Here is a 22,928-nt window from a genome sequence, read left to right on the forward strand (position 1 = left end):
CGGACCACGCGCTTTAGCCTGTTCGACCGGGCGAAATCATCCGCTATCTCGGAGACCTCGAACCGACGGACTGGCAGGTCCGCTCGTCACTCGTTCCAGGGGGCCTGGTCGGGGTCGACCACGCGCTCCTCGCGGTCGATGCCGTCTATCTTCGTGACGTCCTCGTCGTCGAGTTCGACGCCGAGATTCAGCCAGTTCTCCCGCAGGTGTTCCCGACTGGCGGCCTTCGGAATGGTGGTCACGTCGTTCGCTCGACACCAGGCCAGGCTGACCTGTGCGGGCGTCGCGTCGTGTTTCTCGGCGACCTCCTGGAGTTCGGGCACGTCGTCGACGTCACCGCGAGCGATCGGCGAATAGGCGACGAGTTCGACGTCGACGTCCTCCTGTGCGCAGAACTCGCGGAGTTCCTCCTGTGGGAGGAGGGGATGCATCTCGACCTGGTCGGCGAAGATGGGTTCTTCGGCGACCTCGATGGCCTCTTCTAGCAGTTCGACCGTGAAGTTGCTCACGCCTATCTTCTCAATCAACCCCTCCTCGCGGAGTTCCGCGAACGCTTCGAGGGTGTCCGTGGCCTCGTACTCGCCCGTCGGCCAGTGGACGTAGAGTAAGTCGACGTAGTCGAGTCCCAGTCGTTCGAGACTCTCCTCGGCGCTCGTGAGGACGTGGTCGTAGTCGAGATTGTCGGGGCTGACCTTCGTCGCCACGAAGATGTCCTCGCGGGGCACGTCCGACTCGGCGATGGCGTTGCCCACCGCGGACTCGTTGTCGTACCCTTCGGCGGTGTCGATGTGCCGATACCCCATCTCCAGTGCGGTTCGGACGCTCTTGACGCACTCGTCGTACTCGTCTATCTGGTAGGTTCCGAGGCCGAGCATCGGCATCCCGCGTTTCGTCGGCGCGGAGAGCGCGGCCACGTCTTCGTCAGATTCGGCGTCCCGCTCGCGCTCACCCTCTTCCTCGCCCGCGACGCTTCCCATCGAACTCGGCTGTTCGGTGGTCTCCGTATCGTCTCCGCCGAATTCGACGCTACCCGCTCGTGGGCTGGTCACGTCGTCCGGTTTCGAGGTGCTAGAGGGTGGGGTGATTTCGCTCCCCGCGTCTCTCCCGAGCGATAGTCCGTCCCCGCCTGAGCGCTTCCCGAGGACGAATCCGAGGACGAACGCGATCCCCAGGGCGAGCGTGCGCAAGAGGATGTTCGAACGTCGCGCCGTTCCCCCCGTCTCGTCGTTGGTCTTCTCTCTATCTCGCGACTCGGCATCCGTCTGCTGTTCTCCCATGTCGCCCAGTTTCTGGGACGACTACTTTGGGGTTGTGGCGAGGGCGTTCAGTCCACCGACAGTCCACCGTCAGTCCAGTACGAGTTCGATCGGGTAGTCGGTGAGATTCTCGTAGCCGTCCTCGGTGACGACCACGAGGTCTTCGATGCGCACGCCGCCGACGTCGGGGTCGTACAGACCGGGTTCGATGGTGACGACGTGGCCCGGTTCGAGTTCGCCGCCGTCGGGACTGATTCGCGGGAGTTCGTGGACGTCCAGGCCGACGCCGTGGCCCGTGCTGTGGATGAATCCCGTCTCGGTGTTCGGGTCGCTCCTGAGCGTGTCACAGCCGGCGCTCTCGTACACGTCGCAGACGGCGTCGTGGACGTCCTCGCCCGTCACACCCGGTTCGAGTGCGTCGAGTGCGGCCTCGAACGCCTGGTGGGTCAGGTCGTAGCGAGCGCGGATGTCCTCGGACGGTTCGCCCCGGACGAACGTGCGGGTCATGTCGGCGTGGTACTTCGACGCCTTGTCGCGCGGGAAGATGTCGACGATGATGGCCTCGTCGGCGGCGAGTGGCCCACTGCCACGGTCGTGGGGGTCTGCCGCGGACGCCCCGCACGCGACGATGGTTTCGTCCAGCGCGGCCCCGTGGCGCAGGAGCGTCACCTCGATTTCCTCTTTCACGCGCTCGCTCGTCAGCACCTCGCCATCGTAGTGGAGGAGACCGTCTGTGACCGTCGCCGCCGCGAGGAGGTTCTCGGCGGCCTGCATGGCCGCCTCGTTTGCCTTCTGTGCGGCCCTGATGTGCGCTATCTCTTCGTCGGTCTTCGTCGACCGAATGCCGGTGATGACCGCGTTGCGTTCCGGTTTCACGGTGACGCCCAGTTCGCGCAGACCGTCTGCGGTGCCGACCGGGAATCGTTTGGGAACCGCCACCGACTCGACGCCCTTCTCGGCGAGAAACTCGGCGACGACCCGATGTTCGGCCTCGTCCGAACCGTACTCGGCCACTTTGTCGTAGTAGTCGTACGCTGCTCGGCGCGTGACGCTTTCTGCGTCACTTTCCTTTTTCGCCCGGCCGTATTCGAGGCTGGAGACGAGCAGGTGGACGCCGTCGGCGTAGAGGGTGACGAACGCGTCCGGAGCATCGAATCCGGAGAGGTACAACTGGTCGGAGTCGGTCGATGCCGCGTCGAGGAGATAGCCGTCGACCGCCATCGTATCGAGGGTAGAATCCAGTTCCGAGAGGTCGTGTGCCATGTGTTCTGCGACCGAGGCCACCACCAAAACGGTGTCGGAGATGCACATTGTGTGGCCGTCTCCGATGGGTCGGAGCGGTCGATACCGCCTCGACCGCACCACTACCGACCGGACTCCCCACGCTCGCGTCGACCGACAGAATTTTTCGCGGTGACGAAGTATGAACGTCTCGTGAATCTACGGGGGACAGTCGTCGAGACGGGAGAGGTGCGAACCGTCAGCACGCAGTATGGCGACCGCGAACTCGCCGAGCTCGTCGTCAAGCCGGACGACGACGTGCCACAGACCGTGACGCTGTGGGGCAAGTGGACCGAGAGCGCCGAACTGCTCTTCGACGGGATGGAACTGCTGGTGACTGACGTCGAAGAGTCGGAGTATCAGGGAGAGACGAAGTACGCGACAAGCAAGGAATCTTACGTCGTGGTCGAGCCCTCGTTTCTCGTGAACGTCACCGACGTACGCTCGTGGGTGCAGTGTCCGCGGATGTACTATCTGAACAAGCTATCGGGCGTTCCGCTGAACTACCCCGTCGTGAAAGGGACGGTGGTCCACGAGGTGTTCGGCGACCTGCTCCGCGGCCGTGACCTCGATGACTCCATCGAAGAGCGGGTCGAGGAGGCGGGATTGGAACTCGGCTTGCTCGGACGCGAGACAGAAGAGGTCGCGGGCGAGGTTCGCCAGAACGCCCGCGCCATCGAAGGCTGGTTGGAACAGGGTGTCCTGACCGACACCGACGAGTGGCGGAGCGAGTACACGCTCATCAGCGAGCGGTTCGGCATCAAAGGCCGGTGTGACGCGCTTCGACGGGGGATGCCGGTCGAACTGAAGACGGGCAAGAACACGAACCGCGAACCGCGGTTTCAGGACAAGATCCAGGCGGCCTGCTACGCGCTGCTCCTGCAGGAGCGTGACGTTCCGGCGGACACCGGCACGCTCCTCTATACGAAAAACACCGCCCTGGACCGCACCGAGGAGTCGGGCGACCTCTCGCCCGCCAAGGAGTTCTCCATCGGGAAGGGACTGCTGGAGTTCGTCGTCCGCACTCGGAACGAAATCGCCGCGATGGAGTTCGAGATGGACGTTCCGACGGGGTACGAAGCGAACGCCAAGTGCGAGTACTGCTTCGAGCGCGACACCTGCATGGTCGTCTCGGGCCGCCTCGACCAGGAGTCGAAAGCCGGACAGATCGGCGAGCCGATTCCGGAACACGAACGCGAGTACTTCGACCGAAAGTACCGCGAAATAGAGGAAGAACGCCGGGAGACGCACCGAGAGTACGCCAAACTCTGGGAACAGACCGCAGAAGAGCGCGCGAACGATGACCGCGCACTCGTCGGTCTGGAACCGGTCGACCAGCGGCAACGAGACGGCGGACGGTGGGAACTCACCGCCGAGAAGACGGACGACGCCGTCTCGAAGATTCGGGAGGGCGACGTCGTACTCGCCAGCAACGGCCACCCCGTCAGCGGCCACGCAGAACTCGCCCGCGTCGAAACGCTCGGTAGCGAAATCGTCGTCACGACCGACGAGCCGGTGGAACTCCGGCGACTCGACGTGTATCCCTCCGAACTCTCGGCGGACCGGATGCTCACCGCGCTCCACGACTGCCTGCTGAAAGGCGACGACCGGAGAAAGGACGTGCTGTTCGGGAAACGGGAACTCGCCTTCCGCGACGAACACGAAACCTTCATCGGCAACAACGACTCCCAGAACGCGGCGGTGAACCTCGCGGTCAACGCCGAGGACTGCGCGCTCATCCACGGCCCGCCCGGGACCGGGAAGACCTACACCATCGCGCGAACCATCCGGGCGCTGGTCGAACGAGGGAATCGCGTCCTGCTCTCGGCGTTCACGAACCGCGCCGTGGACAACGCGCTGGAAGCCCTGCGAGAGCAAGGCTTCGAGGACGCAGTCCGCGTCGGCACCGAGAGCGGCGTCCGCGAGGACATGCAAGACCTCAGATTAAAGCGCGGTGGCGACCCCGGGGAACGCGCCGCAGAACTCCACAGTGCGAGCGTCGTCGCGGCGACGACCGCGACCTGTGGCTCACGGGTCGTGCGCGAACAGGAGTTCGACGTGGCGCTGGTCGACGAAGCCTCACAGCTGACCGAACCCGCTACCCTCGCCGCCATCAACCTCGCCGACCGATTCGTCCTCGTCGGCGACCACCACCAGTTGCCACCCGTCGTCCGGGCCGAAAACGGCCTCTCGGAGTCGCTGTTCGAACGACTCGTCGAACAGTATCCCGAGGCCGCGGTCATGCTCGAACGCCAGTACCGGATGGCACAGCGGATTCAGGCGTTCTCGTCGCGCGAGTTCTACGGCGGTGCGCTCCGCCCGGCGAGTGGCGAGGTTGCCGCCCAGCGACTCACCGACCTTCCGGGGGTCGAGAAGACGGCACTGTCGCCGGAACTCCGTGAGAGCGTTGCGTTCGTCGACCCCGGTGGGACGACGGTCGGCAACACGAATCCAACCGAAGCGGAGCGCGTTCGAGAGGTGGTCGCTCGGTTCACCGACACTGGCGTACCACACGACGCCATCGGCGTTATCGCACCGTTCCGCGCGCAGGTCGCGGAGATAGCCCGCCGCGTGCCGGAGTCGGTGACGGTGGATACGGTCGACCGATTCCAGGGGTCGAGCAAGGAGGTCATCGTCGTCTCGTTCGTCGCCACCGGCGACCTGGAGAGCCCCATCTTCGAGGACTACCGCCGAGTGAACGTCGCCCTGACGCGGGCGAAAAAGGCCCTCGTCCTCGTCGGGAGCGAACGTGCGCTTCGTTCCGAACCGCTCTACGACCGGATGGTCGACTGGGCGACCTGAACGTTTTCGTTCCCGCCCCCTCAAAACGACCCCATGGACTACTCACTTCCGGACTGCGACGTGACCGTCCTCGACCCACGCGGTGGAACGGCAGTGAACCCGCGCGAGACCGCCGAGCGCGCGGTTCGAAATCCACACGGCCCGTCGCTCTCTGCGACCGTCTCGCCCAACGAGACGGTCGCCATCGTCGTGACGGACGTAACACGCGCGACGCCGGACGACGTGTTGTTGGACGTGCTCCTCGGCGAACTCCGCGATGCAGGCGTTCCCCGCGAACGGGTCAGCGTCGTCCTCGGCCTCGGCCTCCACCGTCCGATGACCGAGTCGGAGATTTCGGACGCGCTCGGCGACCACGCCGACCTCGCCGAGAATCACGACGCCGACGCGGTGGTGGAAGTCGGACGCGTCAGGCCACCGGGAACGGACGACGAAATCGCAATCGAACTGAATCGGACCGTCGCGGGCGCGGACCGCGTACTCTCGACGGGAATGGTCGAACCCCACCAGTACGCGGGTTTCTCGGGGGGTGCGAAGACGGTCGCCATCGGCGCGGGTGGCGAGTCGCTCATCCGGTATACCCACGGCCCCGAACTGCTCTCGCGCGAAGGCGTCAGACTGGGGCGAATCGAGGACAATCCGTTCCGCGAGACCCTCGACAGAGCGGGCGACGTCGTCGGTCTCGATTTCTGTCTGAACGTCACGCACGGACCGCAGGGAATTCTGGGTGCCAGTGGCGGCCACCACCGGGCGGTGGTCGCCGACCTCGCGGCGACGGCGAACGACGCGCTGTCCGTTCCGGTCGAATCCGAGTTCGACGCCGTGGTCGCGGGCGTCCCCGAGGCCAAGGCCGCGAACCTCTATCAGGCCACGCGCGCCGCGACGTACGTCGTCCTCGGCGACCGAAACCCGCTGCGTCCCGGTGGCCGCGTCGTCGTCCCCGCAGCACTCCCGGAAGGTGCTGGCGAGGGGAAGGGTGAACGACGATTCTACGACCGGCTCGCAGGTGCGAGCGACCCGGCGAGCCTCTACGACGAACTGCGCGCCGGATACGAACCGGGGGCACAGCGAGCGTTCGTCGTGGCGCGGACCCTCCGCGACCACGACGTGTACGTGACCGGGAGCGACCACCCCGAAGTGGTCGAAGACTGCCTCATGCACGCCCGCGAGTCGGTCGAAGACGCCATCGAACCCGGAAGCGACGTGCTCGTCGTTCCGGACGCGCTGGATACGCTTCTCGTGTCGGGATAAATCTGCTACCCTCGGGTCGAGTCGGAAACGGACGAACGGCTTCCGTCGCACTCGGCGGTTCCGAGTGCGATTCCTTGCGAGAGAACGTAGAGGAGGACCGCAGCCAACGCGACGACGGTCGCGGCGACGCTCGTCAGCGTCCCGAGCCACTAGAGGAGGCTGAACTGTTCGTGGTAACCGACGTTCTTGATACCGAATTCGGTGACCAGAACGACGGCGGTCCATCCGGCCATCACTCCGACGACGGGTCGAATAGCTTCGAGAAGGTCGCGTGTCGTGCGAGGAACCATAATTCGTCTTTCAATTCTGAGAACAAAAATGTACTCCTTTTTTCAGGAAAATCGCGAAAGCGGACTCACCAGAGCACTCGCGGCCAGACGAACTGGAAGAGCACCCAGATGAACCCCGTGAGGACGACCGTCATCAGCACGTTCAGGACGACGCCGGCACGCATCATCTGGCTCTGTTTCAGGTAGCCACTCCCGAAGACGATGGCGTTCGGTGGCGTCGCGACGGGGAGTGCGAACGCGAAACTCGCGGCAATGGCTCCCGAAACCGAGAGGAAGACGGCCGCGGCAACGTCGGTCAGGCCGAGCGTGGCCGCGAAAGCGCTCCCGATTCCGATGAGAATCGGGACGATGATGGTGGCGGTCGCGGTGTTCGAGGTCATCTCCGTCAGGAAGATGACGAGGAGAACGACCACCCCGACCACGAGGACGATGGGCGCACCCGTGAGCGAACCGAAGACGGTGTCGGCTATCCACTTCGTCGCCCCCGTCGTGGCGAGGGCGTCCGCGAGCGCGATACCGCCGCCGAACAGGAGGATGGTTCCCCAGTCGATGTCCACGAGATCCTCCCACTCCACGGTGTCCGCCAGTACGAGCGCCGGAATGGACAGCAGTCCGACGACGACGTAGTACAACAGCCCCTGGTGGCCCTCGATTCCGAAGACGCTCGCTCCCTCACCGCCGAACAGCGTGACCTCCCACGCCGACGGCAGCATCGGACCAATGAAATCGCCGAGACCGCCGACGACCCACAACAACGCAGTCGCCGTGAAGATGAGTGCGACGCGCTTACCGCGCGGACTCAACGCGCCCGCTTCGTCGAGATACCGTCTCGCTTCCGCACGTGCGTCGCTCACGTCGCCGACCTGCGGCGGGTAGAGGACGTACGTGAGCATGTACCAGACGATGGGGAGCGTGACGATGACGATAGGGAGACCGATTAGCAACCACTGGGCGAATCCGATTTCGTAGCCCAGCGTCTCGTTCAGTTGGGCGGCGAGCACCGCGTTCGGCGGGGTGCCGATGAGCGTCCCGACGCCGCCGACGCTCGCGGCGTAGGCGGTGCCCAGAAGCATCGACACCTGGATGTTCGTGAACTCGTCGGCGTCGGCGATACCCTCGGTCACCGCCCCGCTACCGTCGGCGGCCATGTCGGAGTCCAGGTCGTCGGCAGTCGTTGCGGCGGCTTTCACGTCTTCGCGGCCCACGACTTGCGACAGGACGCCGAGTGCAATCGGCGTCATCATCGCCGCCGTCGCCGTGTTCGATACCCACATCGAGAGGAACGCCGTGGCGACCATGACGGCGAGGACGAGTCTGCGCGGCGAAGACCCCATCACGGACATCACCCACAACGCGATTCGCCGGTCGATGTCGTACTTCTGGAGCGCGTTCGCCAGCATGAACCCGGCGATGAACAGGAAGATGAGGTGGTCAGCGAAACCGACGAGAGCTTCGTCCAGGTCGGCGTACACGCCGAAGACGGTGAGTACGACGGGAATCGACAGCGCCGTAACGGGCAAGGGGAACGCACCCGTTACCCAGAGAAACCCCGCGAAGAACATCGTCGCGAGCGCGAACTGCCCACGGATGGAGAGGCCTGATGGACTCGGTGCACCTGCGATAATCGCGGTTCCCAGCAGTGCTAAAACGAATACGACGATGCGCCCGCGTGGTGAGGACAGCCCCTGTATCATTGATACACGCCAACATAGCTTAATGTGGCGATTAATAACTTTCGATACCGGTGTGAGAAAACCCCACCGCGAAAATATGTTCAAAAATTCTCTGCAATCGCGCGAATCTGTTCCGAGGTGAGTTCGGCGGAGTACAGGTCGAAGAGATCGCTGCGCCGTGACAGCGAGAGAGCACGAGTACCACTTTCGAGCATCGAGATGTGGGCCTGCATCAGTTCGGGGAGTTCCCGTTCGATGGCACGCTGTTCGTATCCTGCAGCGACCCGGAGCAGTCGCCATGCCATCGGCGAAAGCTCCGTGATGTCGACACCGTCCACATCCGTCATCGAGCGAAGCTATGTGGGGTTCCGCTCATAAACGTCAGGGAATTTATTGGCTCACGGCTCATTTCGACGCGGAGATACCCGAGTCGGTGGGGGAGTAGTCGTCAGCCAGTTCCGCCAGTACGCGGTCGTGGAACTCCTGTAAGACCGCGCTCTCGTCTTCCGCGAGCACGACGTCGCTCGCCATGAGCGTGGCGAGCCCGAACGCTCGCGGCGTCGGAGATTGGACCTGGCGCTGGACGACGTCTATCTCCCCGGCCTGTACCGCCCCGAGTACCTCCTCTATCGCGTCGACTGCGAGTTTGTCTTCGACGATTTCTCGATACGTCTCCTCGATGACGGCGAAATCCTCCAGTTCGTCGGCGAACCCGAGCAGCATCTCGCTCGATACCTGCTGTTCGCTGGCGGACTTTTCGTACCCCTTGTAGCGTTTGAGTATCATCAGCGAGCGCGTGGCGTTGATGCGGAAGTACCGCTGGAGGAGGTCGGTGCCGGAGAGCGCGGCCCGCAAATCGCCGCGCACCTCGTCGGGTTCGACGTCGCGGAGGATGCTCGCGACGTCCACTTTGCGGTTCAGGGGCATCGAGACGGTAAAGCCGTTGTCCGCAACCGCGACCGAGACGTTCGTATTGGCGGCCTGTGCACAGCGGTAGGCGACCAAGCGGGAGAGTCCGTCGTTGAACTTCCTGCCGTAGTTCGAGTGGACGTAGTAGTGTCGTTTGTACTCGTCTCTGTCCATCTCGATTTCGACTGCGAGGCGGTCGGGCGTGCTGACGCTCTCCGGGCCCGCGTATCGAACCTGTTCGTCGAACATGCGGGCGATGGCGCGGACGCTGTTTTCGTCCAGAGGGAACTCCCGGAGCCACACCCGGACTGCGGGTTTCCCCCGGTCTGCGAGCCGCGAGAGCAGTTCCCCCTGGAAGGCTGCTATCTCTCGCCCGAGGTCGTAGGAGAGCGGGAGGCGTTCCGAGAACCAGGACGGAACGGTCGGACGGGCACTGGTGCGGTCTACGTACACCTTCGACCCGCGCCGATAGCTGTACTCGAAGTGCTGACCCCCCAGGACGAACACGTCGCCCTTTTCGAGCGTATCGAGGTAGTTTTCGTCCAGGTCGCCGACCCACTCGTTGTCCGCGCGAGTGAACACGTCACAGGAAAACGAGTCGGGTATCGTTCCGATGTTCGTCATGTAGATGACGCGGGCGAGTCGTCCACGCTTGCCGATCAGTGGTTCACCGACCGGAAAGTCGGGGTAGTGGTACTCGCCGTCCGGCGGGTCGTTCTCGTCACGCCAGACCTTGGCGTAGACGTTCCTGTCTTCCAGTCCGTCGTACTCCGCCGTGAGATAGCGCACGAGCGACTCCCACTCTTCGTCGCCGTAGTTCCGATACGGATAGGCGCGCTGGAGCGTCGCTTTCACGTCGGCTTCCCTGCGAACCTCGTTTATCGCCATGCCGTAGACGTGCTGGGCCGCGACGTCTTGTGCGTTCTCGGGGACGAACACGCGGTCGACGAATCCCGCTTCGGCTTTCTCGAGCATGACCGCACACTCCACCAGTTCGTCCCTGTCGAGCGCGATGACTCGACCAGTGACGGTCTGGCCGAGTCGGTGGCCAGCGCGCCCGACGCGCTGGAGCAGGGAAGCGACGCTCTTGGGCGACCCGACCTGTACCACCAGGTCGACGTGTGGCATGTCGATACCGAGTTCGAGGCTCGTCGAGGTGGTCACCACGTCCACTTCGCCGTCTTTCAGTCGGGTCTCGACCTGCTGGCGGGCCTCTTTTGAGAGGCTCCCGTGGTGACAACCGGAGTTCTCCTCGTCGTAGACGTCGAACCGCTCGCGGAGATTCTGGAGCACGCGCTCTGCGCCCGAGCGCGTGTTCGTGAAGACCAGCGTGTTCGTGTGTCGCTGGACGAGGTCGTGCAGTTGGTGGTAAAAGCGGTCCTGCACGCGGTCTCTCGGCGTGTGGATGAGGTCGTCCGTCGGACAGCGAAGTTCGAGGTCGAACTCGCGGACGAACCGCGTGTCGACGATTTCGTGGTCCCGGCTCTCGCCGCCGGGCGACGTTCGCCCGACCAGAAACTCCGCGATGTCCGAGAGCGGTTCGACCGTCGCGGAACAGCCGATTCGCGTCGGAGACGTTTCCGCGAGGTCTTCGAGTCGTTCGAGACTGACCGACAGGTGCGTGCCGCGCTTTCCGTCCGCGAGACTGTGAATCTCGTCGACGACGACGTACTCGACGGTTCGCAGTTTCTCGCGGAACTTGGGCGAGTTGAGCAGTATGGCGAGCGTCTCGGGCGTCGTGTTGAGGATGTGGGGCGTCTCTTTCAACATCTTCTGTCTGGCGGCGCTGTCCGTGTCCCCGTGCCGGATGGCGTGGCGAACCCCGCTCACCGATTCGGAAGAGTCCTCGCACTCGGTCGCCGACGAGCCGTTTTCCATCTTCTCGCGGATGCCCGACAACGGAACTTCGAGGTTCCGGTGGATGTCGTTGGCGAGCGATTTTAGCGGCGAGACGTAGAGGCAGTAGACGGAGTTTTCGAGTCCCGTCTCACGCTCTCTTCGAAACAGTTCGTTCAGTATCGCGGTGAACGAGGCCAACGTCTTGCCGCTTCCCGTCGGTGCGGCGATGAGCGCGTTCTCGCGCTCGTGAATCAGCGGAATTGCCTCGCGTTGTGGCGGGGTGAAAAACCCCCCGTTCTGTGGGACGTACTCCCCGAACTGCTCTACCCACCACGCCTTGACCGCCGGTTCCAGGAGGTCGAACGTCTCCTCATCTGCGAGTTCGACCGTCTCTGGGTCGAACTCGCAATCCTCGCGGGCCAAAAACGTTCTCCCATCCATTTGTTTCGGCTTGGAATCGGGCGGCAAAGAGGGTTGTGCCAGCGGAGTGAAAGTGAACTGTGGCCAAGAGCGGCGAGACGGAATCGTGGTTCAAGGCCAGCGGCGCGTTCGCGAGCGCCCGCGACGACCTCGCGGTGTCGCGTGTCGGTTACGACGGAGAAGCGAATCGCGGTCGCCGGCAGGGTCGGGAGAGCGCGACCGCCGTGGCGTTCTTCCCTGAACATACAACGAACACACAGGTCCCGTCCCTTTCACGGAACCTATTTGAGGCCGCCGCCAGTCGCTCCGGGTATGTTCGTACTCGTCAATCTGAAAGCCTACCCGTGTGACCCCATCGAGGTAGCGACGGCAGCACGCGACGTGAGCGAATCGAGCGGTGTCGACATCGCAGTCGCACCGCAAGCCGCCCACCTCTCGCAGGTCGCGGCGACCGGCGTCGAGACGTGGGGCCAACACGTCAGCGGCGTTGAACGCGGAAGTCACACCGGAAGCACGCTCGCGGAGGTGCTCGTAGACGTGGGTGCAACCGGCACCATGCTCAATCACTCCGAGCGCAGACTCAAACTCGCAGACATCGACGCCGGATTGGAGGCCACAGAGCGCGCCGGCCTCGAAACGACCGTCTGTGCGAACAACGCAGAACAGGTCAGTGCGGTGGCCGCCCTCGGCCCGGACGCCGTGGCGGTCGAACCGCCGGAACTCATCGGGTCGGGCATCCCGGTCAGCAAGGCCGACCCGGACATCGTAACCGACGCCGTGGCGGCGGCGGAGGCGGTAGACGAGAGTGTCAGCGTCTTCTGTGGGGCGGGCATCAGCACCGGCGAAGACCTCGTCGCGGCCCGCGACCTGGGTGCGGAAGGAGTCTTGCTGGCGAGCGGCGTGGCGAAGGCCGACGACCCGACGGACGCACTGGAGAATCTCGTCGAACCGCTCTAGACCGGGACGACGACGAAGTGGTCGCCGTCCTGTTTTTCGAGCACCGACCGCTCTCGCATCCGGACGACGTACCCCGTGACGGTGTGGTTCAGTTCGTGTTCCGGCCTGACGCGAACGAGGTTCCCGATGATTTTCGCCGACGGGGGTTTCTGGGCGGCCCCGCAGTCGTAGATGGTGAGCAGTTGGTCACCCTGCTCGGCCTCGTAGACGATGATGTGGGCGTGCTGTGGGAGATGCCACCGATTCTCGCCCGCTCGCGCCAGCTTGTTCATATCACGACGTACGACCGCGAGGGTAATCAGCAGTCCGAAACGGAGCCGTCCGAGACGTGTGAGCGAATCGTCGGCGGTTACGGGTCGAAATCCGAGAGCGACACCTGACCGGAGCGACTGGGTACCGACCGTTCGTTCGCGCCGTGCCGGGTTTCGTCCGCCGTCTCGTCGTCGGCCGTCTTCGCTCCCGGATTCGCCGACTTTCCTCCCTCCGTCTCCGTCCCCTCTTCCGGCGTGTCGAAGCCGTCGAGACTGGTCTGGTCGCTCTCGGTGAACTGGAGGTTCGAAACGCGGACACCGACCTTTCGGACTCGGTCGTCGTCGAACTCGGCGAGCAGGTCGAGTGCGACCTCTTCGACCAGTTCGGGGTCGTCCACCGGCCCTGGAAGCGACCGCTCGCGGGTATGTACGTCGAACGGGGGTGTCACGACCTTCACGCCGATGGTTCGATACATCGCGTTGCGCTCTCTGGCCCGGTCGGCCACTGCGGTCGCCAGCGTGGAGACGCGGGCCTGCTTTTTCTCGGAATCGCTCGTCGCGTCCGTAAACGCCGACTCGCGAGAGAGACTCTTCGGACGGCCCATCGGCGTCACGGTCCGGTCGTCGTCGCCGCGCGCCCGCTGATGGAGTTCGCGCCCACGCTCGCCGAATCGCTCCGCGAGCGCGTGCGGGTCGGCGTCCGCGAGGTCGTCCGCCGTCTCGACGTTCATCTCTCGGAGTTCGCGGGCGGTGACCGGACCGACGCCGTGTATCTCTGCCACGTCGAGTGGGGCGAGAAACTCCCGGACCGTTCCGGGGTCGACGACGACCAACCCGTCCGGTTTGTCGTGGTCGCTCGCGATTTTCGCCGCGCTCATGTTCGGGGCGACGCCGACGCTCGCGGTGACGCCGACCTCTCGCTCGATTCGATTCTTGACGTGGCGGGCGAACCCCTCGGCGACCTGCCAGGCGGTTCGGTCGGTCACGTCGAGGTACGCCTCGTCGATGCTCACCTCGCGGACGGTGTCCGCGCAATCGTGGAGGATGGCACGCACGTCCTCACTGACCGATTTGTAGAACGCCATGTCGACGGGACGGTAGTACCCCGCTTCGTCGTCGGTGTCGTCGACCGCCGCTTTTCGCGGGAGGCGTTCGAGCGCCGTGCTGATTGCCTGTGCGCTCTCGACCCCGAATTCCCGGGCTTCGTAGCTCGCCGTGGCGACCGCACCGTGGGATTCATCTTCTTCGTACCCCATCCCGACGACCACCGGTTCATCTTCGAGGTCTGGGTCGCGGAGACGCTCACAGGCCGCGTAAAAACAATCCATATCCACGTGGAAGACGATGCGCTCTTCGCGTTCGTCTTCCACACCGGGCAAGCGTCCACCGCGGTTCGACATCGACGGTCGGTTGGAACGCCAGCGGGATTAACGTGTGGAAAGCGGTGTGAAAGTAAACGAGAACGAGCGACAGTACCCGATAGAGTTTGCTGAAGTCGAAAGTACTAAATAAAGCGTACGAGGCTTTCTGCGCTCGAATTCGCTATATTTATTGATGGATGGGCGGTAGCGTTGAGCAAGATGGACCTCCCTGATGAACACGACGCTACTGACGACCCTCGTCTCAGTATTCGGGTCGTTCAGGCCATCGCGGAATTCGAAGAGACGAATCCCACGGAGGTCAGGCCCATCCTCTACGATATCGTCGACCCGGACGCACTCGACACACTCTTCGAGGAGACGCATCTCGGGAAATCCCGAACGAGCGGTTACGTCGCGTTCGAATACGGCCCTCACGAGGTCGTCGTCTACAGCGATGGCGATGTGGAAGTCGTCGAAGGGGGGGCGGAACCTTCGCCATCATCGTCGGAGTCCACGTCGAAAGACGACTAAGGAACCGTTCGTTCGTTGCTAGCACTACATTCCTGCCCAATATCTTGCTATAGGAGCATTCACGAGTGGTATCTCGAACTCGCCGACAGCTATTTGTCCGCTACTCTCTGAGTGGGTAGTAGCACGACTGTGTGTGGTTCATACAATCCCAGTGATCTCAAGATGGGCATCGAGATAGAAAACGTCAGTGACGACGAATCGGCCGAATCGACTTCGACGTACGTCTTCGACATAGAGAACGATATAGCGAACGGATACACCTGCGCTGGCATCGTCCGAGCACTCGCAACGGTGATGGACGTCTCACCGAACGAGATGAAGCCACTCCACGCGGTAGTCAACTGCGACGCCGTCGAGGCACTCTTCCGGACGCGTCGGTACGGCGATACGCGGGACAACGTTTCGGTCACATTCCACTACGATGTGTACGAGGTCAGTGTGGACGCGAGCGGGAACGTCGTCGTGAAAGAGTAGTCTCGTTTTTCGCCGATGTGCGATTCGCACGCGAACGGAGCGGTCGCGTTGTCGCTGTCGAACGTGTTTCTCACCGTCGTACGGAGCCGACGCGACGACGGCCAAAAAGGGGGCCCCGGTCGTTCGCCATCGGCTCGATGGCGACGTGATTCGCGTCGTCCATCCCTACTGGTACAGCACGAATCGGACTGATGCTGATGGTGCTTCGGAGGCTATCTACTTCGCTGGGGATGGGGACGTTCGGCGAATACGAGGGGACCGGATTGATTTGCGGTGTTGAATCGGTCGGAGATTGAATCGAGAACCGCTGTGTAAAAATACGTCAGTTTTAGTCTCTATTTTGCTGTTTCGTTCACTCTCGCCTATTTCCCTGCGCCAATCTAAGGTCATCCACCTTCCGCGCATCGGCTGATACCACTACTCGACGTTCTCAGGGTTTCAGCTGTACTTCCGAGTCAGTGACAGCACTAACTCGGTGGGACTCGATGGCTTGCGTCCCCTCCGAGTCGCCGAACCCCAACTTTTGTTTCATCTCGTCCGTGAAACTTGGGTCAAAGTCGACGTACAACGTGTCGCCTTTCACGTCAGCAACGATGCCGACTTGCTTGCCGTCTGCATCTATCACGTCCTTTCCTTTCTCCTCGTTGGTGAATTTCACCATTGTGAGTTCCCCGCTCGAAAATGCACAGAACAAGTCAATAATGATTCTGGCCCCGAACGAAGAGAGTGGAATCGGTTATAGAGTAGCACTATCCGCCCTGTTAGATACTCAACTTTCGAGTTCAACGAAAACGCGAAATCTTTTCAAGAGGTTCTTGCAATCAGTGACCTCACGGAACTCTCGTTCTTTTATGTCCCGTTCACGATGTCAGCGTCGTCGTAGCCCGCGTATTCGAAGAACCGTCGTTCGATGAGATCCTTGGTGATTTTGAGAAGGTCTTGCTCACTCGCACTGTTGCAGGCGTCCGCGTAGAGACCCATCGGAATCTTCGCCGCAGCCATGTCTTCGTGCCCGCCCGCTTCGCCGAGATCGCCGAACACGTCTTCGAGGAGCGCTCCGAGGTTAACACGCGTATCGGTCGAGCGTGCACTGACCTCAATTTCGCCCCCGTTGATGCCAAACACGAGGACAGTTTCAACGCCCTCCAATTTCAGGAGATAATCGGCGGCCTGCGGTAACGCATCGCGTTCGGTGGTGCGGCCGACGTTCGCGACGAGATACGCTGACTGAGTCGTTCGAGTGTGAATCGCCGTCCCAATAGCGTCAATCGTTATCTCTGAGAGCGGCGGGTCATCCATCTTTCGCAGAAGCTCTGTATCCACGGAAGAATGCAAGTAGTACCCTGCGAGATACTCTTTCTCAGTCACTTTGCGAATGAAGTCGAGTGTCTCTCGACGAATTGCGAACAACATGGCTGTTGCGAGGTCGCTGTCGAGGGGAATGTCGAGCGTGTAAAGGTACTCGACGAGGATGGTCGTCGTGCTGCTGGCTTCCTCGCGTTTCACGATGAATTCTGCGTTTGGTTCGTCCCCCTGATGGTGGTCGATGACGATGTCCACATCTGCATTCAGTGATAGGCCATTGTTCTCGCCCGGAATCGAACTGTCGACGAGAGCTATCCTATCGTAGACGTCCAGATCGATATCGTCGAACGTCTCGAGGTCAATCTCGAGGCTGTTTACGAATACACGGTTTTGCTGGTGAGAGATGTCGCCACTGTACAGCAACGTAACGTCGCTCACGTCCGCATCGTTCGCGATTCGTTCGAGCGCAAGCGCGCTCGCCAGACAGTCCGGGTCGGGGTTATCGTGGCACACAATGGCGAGTTTGGAAGTATCCGAGAGACAAGCCATCAGTGCCTCGACTTCAGTAGAGGCGTCGAGCTTCGATTCTTCGAGTAACGTATCGTCTGATGCTGGTTGTGACATGTTGTATAGAATTCTTGCTGGCCCAGTATCTGAACTCGGGAACGGGATTCGTGTAAGAGAGAACCAGGGTGGTCTAATCATATAATTGTTGCTGCCAAGAGGTCAGGATTGTCACACTATCGCGTCGATGTGGGTCGATGTTAGAGATTCTGGCTCCAAGTTGGCAGTCTTGGCAGTACCGTTCTCTTTACTCGGCTTGCTGGACAGAAGACAAACTCCTACTGGTGGGTAGTCATTGTTCTGACACCACTGTTCGTCCTGTTAAAATTCTCGGTGCCCCTCTGGCACCCGTATACATTCTCTCCCCTCTGGCTATCTTCTGCCCTTCAACGCATTATTGAGTTTGTTGGTCTTGTCGGCATCCCATCGCTTTTCTTTTTCCTCTATTAGTGATGTTTGTAATTGTTTGTCCCTTCTTTGTTCCGCTTCACTGCGGGAGTTTCTGGAGTAAACCACTTTCGTGCCCTGCATAACTACTCTCTTTGATGATTTTCTTAGTAAAAGAGTATCGTTGAACAATTAGACTTCACCGCGAAAACCGCAAAGCGCGTTACCTGGGAATCGTGGGAGTTCACGGTTGTTGGCCCACACCAAGTCAAAGTTACGAACGCCAGCTACGGTTTCGAGAAGGACGAGCATGCTTACGTAGTGGGTGTCGATGAGCGCAATGTGCAGCCTTTCCCGCCGAGTGTGAATGTCCCGCCGATATCCACTATGAAAAAGATTGTAAACACAAAGTCGCGCTTGCTGCTGTGGGTGGTCAAACCGTCCTCAACGCCGCTACCGCCTATGAAAATCCCCACCCTGTGAAGGACGAACCAACGTCAGTTACCACTGCAGCTGACAAGCTTGAGACGGACGGCGGCCTTCCTGAGGAATCACACCAGCAAGACGAAGAGGAATGCAAGGACTGTGTTAATTTGTCGGGACTACCTTGCTGGCCTTGCTACCGTGACGGAAAGGCAAATATGTGATTCAAATACAATTATTCAAAATATTCTACTGATTATCATAGTCTTCTTGCTCAGGAGGACGGGCGCAACGGAAAGAAGGTTTAGTGTCCACAGAATACTGGACGAACCACCACTCTCAATATCGTTTGTCTACTCGATGAATTTAGTGAGCTGGCTACGTTGTAGTTGCAGCCGCACTGCACTCAGTAGCAGATGTCGCCCATTCCTATGCTGAATCGATATTTGTAGACGTGAGGGTTGGGGTGCGGTCGGTGGTCGGTGCGGACGGTGCGGGCGTCGGCCTTCCCGAGTGTTGCCGTTGAGGCGATTGCTCCAGCGATGACTTGGAGGAATTTTCGTCTTCTCACTGTTGTTGACACTATTCCATTAAGGACATGCTCAACTACAGCGATATACCTCATTAGTCACAAGTCGATAGTTTTATCACTTTCACCGGGCATCAATATGCTAACCGCAGTACGTGACCGACCTTATTACCCTGAACGACTCAAATACAGACGCTCGGCGACGAGATTACTTATAAAGACTCGTCGCTGTCTGTGCCTTTTGTTTCGTTCGAAAAGTGTATGGGGTCGGAGGGATTTGAACCCCCGATCGACTGATATCTCCGGTGCGCCTCGGAACTCCAGAGGGTCGTCAACGCGAGCGATGATCAGTCACTCGCTCGGTATATCAGTCTGGAGTTTCGTCCCGGGCGCGTAGCCTCTGGAGTCAGTCGCCATCCCTGGCTTGGCCACGACCCCGCAAACGTTCGTAGGTCGAAACTACCTAAAGGGATTTCGATTTCTACTCCTCACGGTCCTGCCAATCGCAGTCCTGACACTTGTAGCCCGTGACGAACGACGTCACGTCCGGCATGTACCCGACTTTCAACACGTCGCCGCCGCAGTCCGGACACTCGCGGTCCGCGTCCTCGATTCGGTCCGTTTCCATCACCGACTCGCCCTCGATTATCTCGGCCAGTTTACCCGGCGTGACCATCCGCCCCTGAACCACGCGATTTTCGACCATGTGCGAAACACGAACGCGAGACCGGAAAAACGTTACAACCCGAACTGACGGCGGACTGACTACGAATTGACGACCATCCTCGCCTGCCGAGTCGTTCGAAACGACCGCGAAGACGTTACAGCCACGGACGACGTTCGTCGCCGTCCTCCTCACCGGGATAGCCGTAGGCCGGTTCGGAGTTTTCGCCACCGTCGGTGACGGCGGGGGAGACCTCCAACTGGTTCGCCGCAGTAGATTCGCTTGACGAGTTCGGTGAACTCGATGGGGCGTCCGACGCGTCGGCAGCCACCTCGGTCTGGTCGCCGGGGTCGAGCGCCAGCAGACTGGTGACCGCCAGGACGGCCAGCGGGGCGCGACCGGGTGCCAACTCGAGGATGGACAGGGGCAGGACCCCCAGTGCGACGGCGCTTCCGAACCGGAAGCGGTCGATGTCCACGACGTTCCGAAGCCACGGACCGAACACGGCGACCGCGAGGGCGAACGCGACACCGCTTCCCGCGGCTGCGACGGCGTGGAGCACGCGAGTCGTATCGAGCGTCGTCACCAGTTCGAATCCGGCCGGGTCGAGACTGGCGAGCATCCCCAGACCGATGATGATTCCGGGACTCGGCAGGTACTCGCCGACGCGTGCACTCGCGGTTTTGGCGGCGATGGCCGCGATGACCAGTGCGGCGAACCGCTCGAATACGTGCAGGTTCAGCGCACTGGCGATGGTCGGCGCGAACGCGGCTTCGACCGCCGCGAGGGCGACCAGGCCGACACCGACCGCGAGGACGGTCGTCGCCTGTTCGCGAGGCGTCCCGTCCATCTCGGCGAGGATGACGGCGACAGTCGCGCTTCCACCGAAGACCAGGAGACCGACTTGCAGAATGCCGACCCACGTATCGAGTGCGCCAGCGAGCACCATCGCTGGGAAGATGCCGTCCACGAGGGGCAAGGCCATGACGGTCGCGAGGAGTTTCGTCGGACCACCTACCTGTCGCTCTAACCGATAGGCAATCGGATGCTGTGAACTACTCATTGACTAGCCACGATACCCGTGACCCGTGGGTGAGGGGCGATGATACCTACGGTGCGACCGACGCCGTCGGTTCGGTCGAAGATTCCCCGCAAGCAGTTTCCCTACCAGTGTAAATGTGGAGCACATGTTTGCAAAAATTGCAATCGGACTGTAAGAGTCGCCGCTCGTCCGACCAGCAGTGCGCTCTACGATGGAACTGGTAGAGTCCATACTCACGAATATCGCCGTTTGTTGCTTAAGTGTTGCGTGACAGTTGCCCCCACGGGGTACAAAATAGACGAAAAAATAGCCCCCAGACTTGCTCATTTTTGCCAAAGATTGTCATTTACCGACCGTTCCTCAGTGTCGATAGCGGCCGAGACCGGCACGAGAACGGATACACACGAGTGTGTACAGAAGCCGACCGTTTCTACCCTAGAGAAGCACAATCTCGCAACGTTTTTCAGGGTCCACCTCGTTCGCGTTACATGGCGAACGATTCTCACAACGACGGGCCGTTTTCCGAGAAACTCCGCATACCGGAGGCGCTCACCTTCGACGACGTACTGCTGCGTCCGAAAGAGAGCCACGTCGAACCCGACGCCGCGGACGTCAGTTCGCGCGTCTCGAAGAACGTCGAACTCAACGTTCCCGTCCTCTCGGCGGCGATGGACACCGTCACCGAGAGCGAGATGGCCATCGAGATGGCCCGACAGGGGGGACTCGGTGTCCTCCACCGAAACATGGACATCGACCAGATGGTCGCGGAAATCGAACAGGTCAAACGCGCTGACGAACTCATCATCCGCGACGTTGTGACCGCGAACCCCGACCAGACCGTCCACGAAGTCGACGCGATGATGGAACGCCAGGGCGTCAGCGGCGCGCCAGTCGTGAACGACGAGGGGGAAGTACTGGGCATCATCTCGGGCACCGACATCCGCCCCTACCTCGAAGTCGGTGACCGCGACGAAGTGCGAGATGCGATGACCGACGAGGTCATCACCGCCAGCGAAGACGTGACTGCACGCGAAGCGCTCGAACTCATGTACGAGCACAAGATAGAACGCGTCCCCATCGTGGACGAGCGAAACCACCTCGCGGGTCTCGTCACGATGCAGGGGGTCCTCCAGCGCCGGGAGTACGGCGAGGCAGTCCGCGACGACGACGACCACCTCCGCGTCGGTGCGGCAGTCGGTCCATTCGAGACCGACCGAGCGGTTGCCGCAGACGAGGCCGGTGCGGACGTGCTCTTCATCGACTGTGCCCACGCACACAACAGGAACGCCCTCGACGGTGCGCGGGAGATCAAAGAATCGGTCGACGCCGACGTCGTCGTCGGGAACATCGGCACGCGCGAGGCCGCCGAAGACATCGTCGACTTCGCCGACGGTCTCAAAGTCGGCATCGGCCCCGGTAGCATCTGTACGACCCGCGTCGTCAGTGGGTCGGGAATGCCTCAGATTACTGCCATCTCGCAGGTGGCCGACGTCGCGGTCCAGCACGACGTGCCCGTCATCGCAGACGGTGGGATTCGCTACTCCGGCGACGCCATCAAGGCCATCGCCGCGGGCGCGGACGCAGTCATGCTCGGGTCGTACTTCGCAGGCACCGACGAAGCACCGGGTCGTGTCATCACAATCGAGGGGAAAAAGTACAAGCAGTACCGGGGGATGGGAAGCGTCGGCGCGATGAAAAGCGGGGACGGCGACCGCTATCTCAAAGAAGACCCCGAGGACGACGAGGAGTACGTCCCCGAGGGCGTCGAAGCCGCAAAGCCGTACAAAGGCAGTCTCGAGAGCGAACTCCACCAGCTCGTCGGCGGGATGCAGTCCGGCATGGGGTACGTCGGTGCGGCGATGATTCCGGCGTTCAAAGAGCGGTCCGAGTTCGTCCGCGTCTCGGCCGCCGGCCAGACCGAGGGGCACGCCCACGACGTGATGATAACCGACGAAGCGCCCAATTACAGTCCACACGAGTAGCACACTGGTCGGCAACGACGGGAGTTCGAGTGAGCCACATTTTTCGTTCGTGACAGAATACGCCCAGTCATGCAGACGTTTCGTCGGTTTCGCTACGAGAGGTCGGACGAACTGCCGGAACGATTCGGTGGTGACGTCCGAACCCCCGAATCGTTCGTCAGAGAGTTCATGACGGAGTTCTCGGAGGAAGGCGACACGGTGGTCGACCCGTTTGCTGGATTCGGGACGACGATGAAAGTCGCGGAGGAACTGGGACGGATACCGTACGGAATCGAGTACGAAGCAGACCGCGTGGAGTACATTGAAGACCGAATCGTCCAGGACGAGAATCTCGTTCACGGGAGCGCGCTCGAACTGGCGTCCTACGACCTGCCGACGTTCGACCTCTGTCTCACCTCGCCACCCTTCATGGCAGCGGAGGACCACAGAGACCCGTTCCAGAACTACGCCGGAGAGAGCCAGTACGACGATTATCTCGAAAATATCGGTGACACGTTCGGCCAACTCGAAGCGTTCATGGCGTCCGATTCACACGTGCTCGTCGACGTTTCGAACCTGAAAAACGAGGGCAACGTGACCACGCTGGCGTGGGACGTAGCCGACGTACTCTCGTCTAGCTTCCACTTCGAAGGCGAGATAGTCGTCACCTGGGACGCAGAATCGACGGATAGAACCGGCAGTTACGGGTACGGCTACGACCACAACTACTGTCTGGTCTTTCGAACCGTGGAGTAGTGTAG

At 61.5% G+C, this 22,928-nt stretch carries 20 protein-coding genes and 1 tRNA gene; 7 read left to right on the top strand and 14 right to left on the bottom strand.

Going from position 1 to position 22,928, the window contains the following annotated elements; genetic code table 11:
• Nucleotides 1–86 precede the first annotated feature (86 nt).
• Entirely contained in the window at nucleotides 87–977 is an 891-nt protein-coding gene (locus ACR3FF_RS10075) for an aldo/keto reductase (protein WP_458187915.1), read from the bottom strand.
• Between the two features lie 369 nt (nucleotides 978–1,346).
• Nucleotides 1,347–2,519, bottom strand: coding sequence for a M24 family metallopeptidase (locus ACR3FF_RS10080; RefSeq protein ID WP_458187880.1), 1,173 nt, complete (start codon nucleotides 2,517–2,519; stop codon nucleotides 1,347–1,349).
• 171 nt (nucleotides 2,520–2,690) lie between these two features.
• On the opposite strand from ACR3FF_RS10080, the gene ACR3FF_RS10085 reads away from it, so the two are divergent.
• Entirely contained in the window at nucleotides 2,691–5,339 is a 2,649-nt protein-coding gene (locus tag ACR3FF_RS10085) for an AAA domain-containing protein (protein ID WP_458187881.1), read from the top strand.
• A gap of 33 nt (nucleotides 5,340–5,372) precedes the next feature.
• Nucleotides 5,373–6,587 (top strand): lactate racemase domain-containing protein, encoded by a 1,215-nt coding sequence (locus ACR3FF_RS10090; protein ID WP_458187882.1) that lies wholly within the window; start codon nucleotides 5,373–5,375, stop codon nucleotides 6,585–6,587.
• Between the two features lie 149 nt (nucleotides 6,588–6,736).
• Here the strand turns inward: ACR3FF_RS10090 and ACR3FF_RS10095 are convergent, their stop codons facing one another.
• From ACR3FF_RS10095 to ACR3FF_RS10110, 4 genes are all read right to left on the bottom strand, one after another.
• The gene (locus ACR3FF_RS10095; RefSeq protein WP_458187883.1) at nucleotides 6,737–6,877 is read right to left on the bottom strand and encodes a hypothetical protein; all 141 of its coding nucleotides are present in this window, start codon (nucleotides 6,875–6,877) and stop codon (nucleotides 6,737–6,739) included.
• Between the two features lie 65 nt (nucleotides 6,878–6,942).
• On the bottom strand, nucleotides 6,943–8,571 hold the full coding sequence (locus ACR3FF_RS10100; protein ID WP_458187884.1) for an SLC13 family permease: 1,629 nt from the start codon (nucleotides 8,569–8,571) through the stop codon (nucleotides 6,943–6,945).
• 80 nt (nucleotides 8,572–8,651) lie between these two features.
• The gene (locus ACR3FF_RS10105) at nucleotides 8,652–8,897 is read right to left on the bottom strand and encodes a hypothetical protein (protein WP_458187885.1); all 246 of its coding nucleotides are present in this window, start codon (nucleotides 8,895–8,897) and stop codon (nucleotides 8,652–8,654) included.
• Nucleotides 8,898–8,955: 58 nt separating this feature from the next.
• Nucleotides 8,956–11,739 carry an ATP-dependent helicase gene (locus ACR3FF_RS10110; protein ID WP_458187886.1) on the bottom strand — a complete coding sequence of 928 codons (2,784 nt, stop codon included), beginning with the start codon at nucleotides 11,737–11,739 and terminating at the stop codon, nucleotides 8,956–8,958.
• Between the two features lie 291 nt (nucleotides 11,740–12,030).
• Here ACR3FF_RS10110 and tpiA point away from each other — a divergent pair, with 291 nt between their 5' ends.
• Nucleotides 12,031–12,675, top strand: coding sequence for a triose-phosphate isomerase (tpiA, locus tag ACR3FF_RS10115; RefSeq protein WP_458187887.1), 645 nt, complete (start codon nucleotides 12,031–12,033; stop codon nucleotides 12,673–12,675).
• Here the strand turns inward: tpiA and ACR3FF_RS10120 are convergent.
• Entirely contained in the window at nucleotides 12,672–12,947 is a 276-nt protein-coding gene (locus tag ACR3FF_RS10120) for a hypothetical protein (protein ID WP_458187888.1), read from the bottom strand. The two genes, tpiA and ACR3FF_RS10120, sit on opposite strands and share 4 nt — an antisense overlap.
• Before the next feature lie 77 nt (nucleotides 12,948–13,024).
• Nucleotides 13,025–14,326 (bottom strand): DNA polymerase IV, encoded by a 1,302-nt coding sequence (gene dinB / locus ACR3FF_RS10125; RefSeq protein ID WP_458187889.1) that lies wholly within the window; start codon nucleotides 14,324–14,326, stop codon nucleotides 13,025–13,027.
• A 180-nt stretch (nucleotides 14,327–14,506) separates the two neighbouring features.
• Between dinB and ACR3FF_RS10130 the strand changes: the two genes are divergently transcribed.
• Complete coding sequence (locus ACR3FF_RS10130; protein WP_458187890.1) at nucleotides 14,507–14,818, top strand: HalOD1 output domain-containing protein; 312 nt, start codon at nucleotides 14,507–14,509, stop codon at nucleotides 14,816–14,818.
• A 162-nt stretch (nucleotides 14,819–14,980) separates the two neighbouring features.
• Nucleotides 14,981–15,292 carry a HalOD1 output domain-containing protein gene (locus ACR3FF_RS10135; RefSeq protein ID WP_458187891.1) on the top strand — a complete coding sequence of 104 codons (312 nt, stop codon included), beginning with the start codon at nucleotides 14,981–14,983 and terminating at the stop codon, nucleotides 15,290–15,292.
• Between the two features lie 430 nt (nucleotides 15,293–15,722).
• On the opposite strand, the gene ACR3FF_RS10140 is transcribed toward ACR3FF_RS10135, so the two are convergent.
• The 6 genes from ACR3FF_RS10140 to ACR3FF_RS27410 all read right to left on the bottom strand — a co-directional run bounded on the left by ACR3FF_RS10140 (nucleotide 15,723) and on the right by ACR3FF_RS27410 (nucleotide 20,533).
• Nucleotides 15,723–15,953, bottom strand: coding sequence for a PRC-barrel domain containing protein (locus tag ACR3FF_RS10140; RefSeq protein WP_458187892.1), 231 nt, complete (start codon nucleotides 15,951–15,953; stop codon nucleotides 15,723–15,725).
• A 188-nt stretch (nucleotides 15,954–16,141) separates the two neighbouring features.
• On the bottom strand, nucleotides 16,142–17,221 hold the full coding sequence (locus ACR3FF_RS10145; RefSeq protein ID WP_458187893.1) for a DHH family phosphoesterase: 1,080 nt from the start codon (nucleotides 17,219–17,221) through the stop codon (nucleotides 16,142–16,144).
• Between the two features lie 1,541 nt (nucleotides 17,222–18,762).
• Nucleotides 18,763–18,938: transfer RNA gene (locus ACR3FF_RS10150), tRNA-Trp, on the bottom strand.
• A 43-nt stretch (nucleotides 18,939–18,981) separates the two neighbouring features.
• Nucleotides 18,982–19,206 (bottom strand): DUF5795 family protein, encoded by a 225-nt coding sequence (locus tag ACR3FF_RS10155; protein ID WP_458187894.1) that lies wholly within the window; start codon nucleotides 19,204–19,206, stop codon nucleotides 18,982–18,984.
• Between the two features lie 115 nt (nucleotides 19,207–19,321).
• Nucleotides 19,322–20,227 carry a DUF5794 domain-containing protein gene (locus ACR3FF_RS10160; RefSeq protein WP_458187895.1) on the bottom strand — a complete coding sequence of 302 codons (906 nt, stop codon included), beginning with the start codon at nucleotides 20,225–20,227 and terminating at the stop codon, nucleotides 19,322–19,324.
• A gap of 3 nt (nucleotides 20,228–20,230) precedes the next feature.
• Nucleotides 20,231–20,533, bottom strand: coding sequence for a DUF8099 family protein (locus ACR3FF_RS27410; protein ID WP_472850150.1), 303 nt, complete (start codon nucleotides 20,531–20,533; stop codon nucleotides 20,231–20,233).
• A gap of 161 nt (nucleotides 20,534–20,694) precedes the next feature.
• Between ACR3FF_RS27410 and guaB the strand changes: the two genes are divergently transcribed.
• The gene (guaB, locus tag ACR3FF_RS10165; RefSeq protein ID WP_458187896.1) at nucleotides 20,695–22,188 is read left to right on the top strand and encodes an IMP dehydrogenase; all 1,494 of its coding nucleotides are present in this window, start codon (nucleotides 20,695–20,697) and stop codon (nucleotides 22,186–22,188) included.
• Nucleotides 22,189–22,257: 69 nt separating this feature from the next.
• Nucleotides 22,258–22,923: a DNA methyltransferase gene (locus ACR3FF_RS10170; RefSeq protein ID WP_458187897.1), complete on the top strand. Its 666-nt coding sequence runs from the start codon at nucleotides 22,258–22,260 to the stop codon at nucleotides 22,921–22,923.
• Nucleotides 22,924–22,928 lie beyond the last annotated feature (5 nt).

Source organism: Haladaptatus ordinarius, assembly GCF_054177595.1.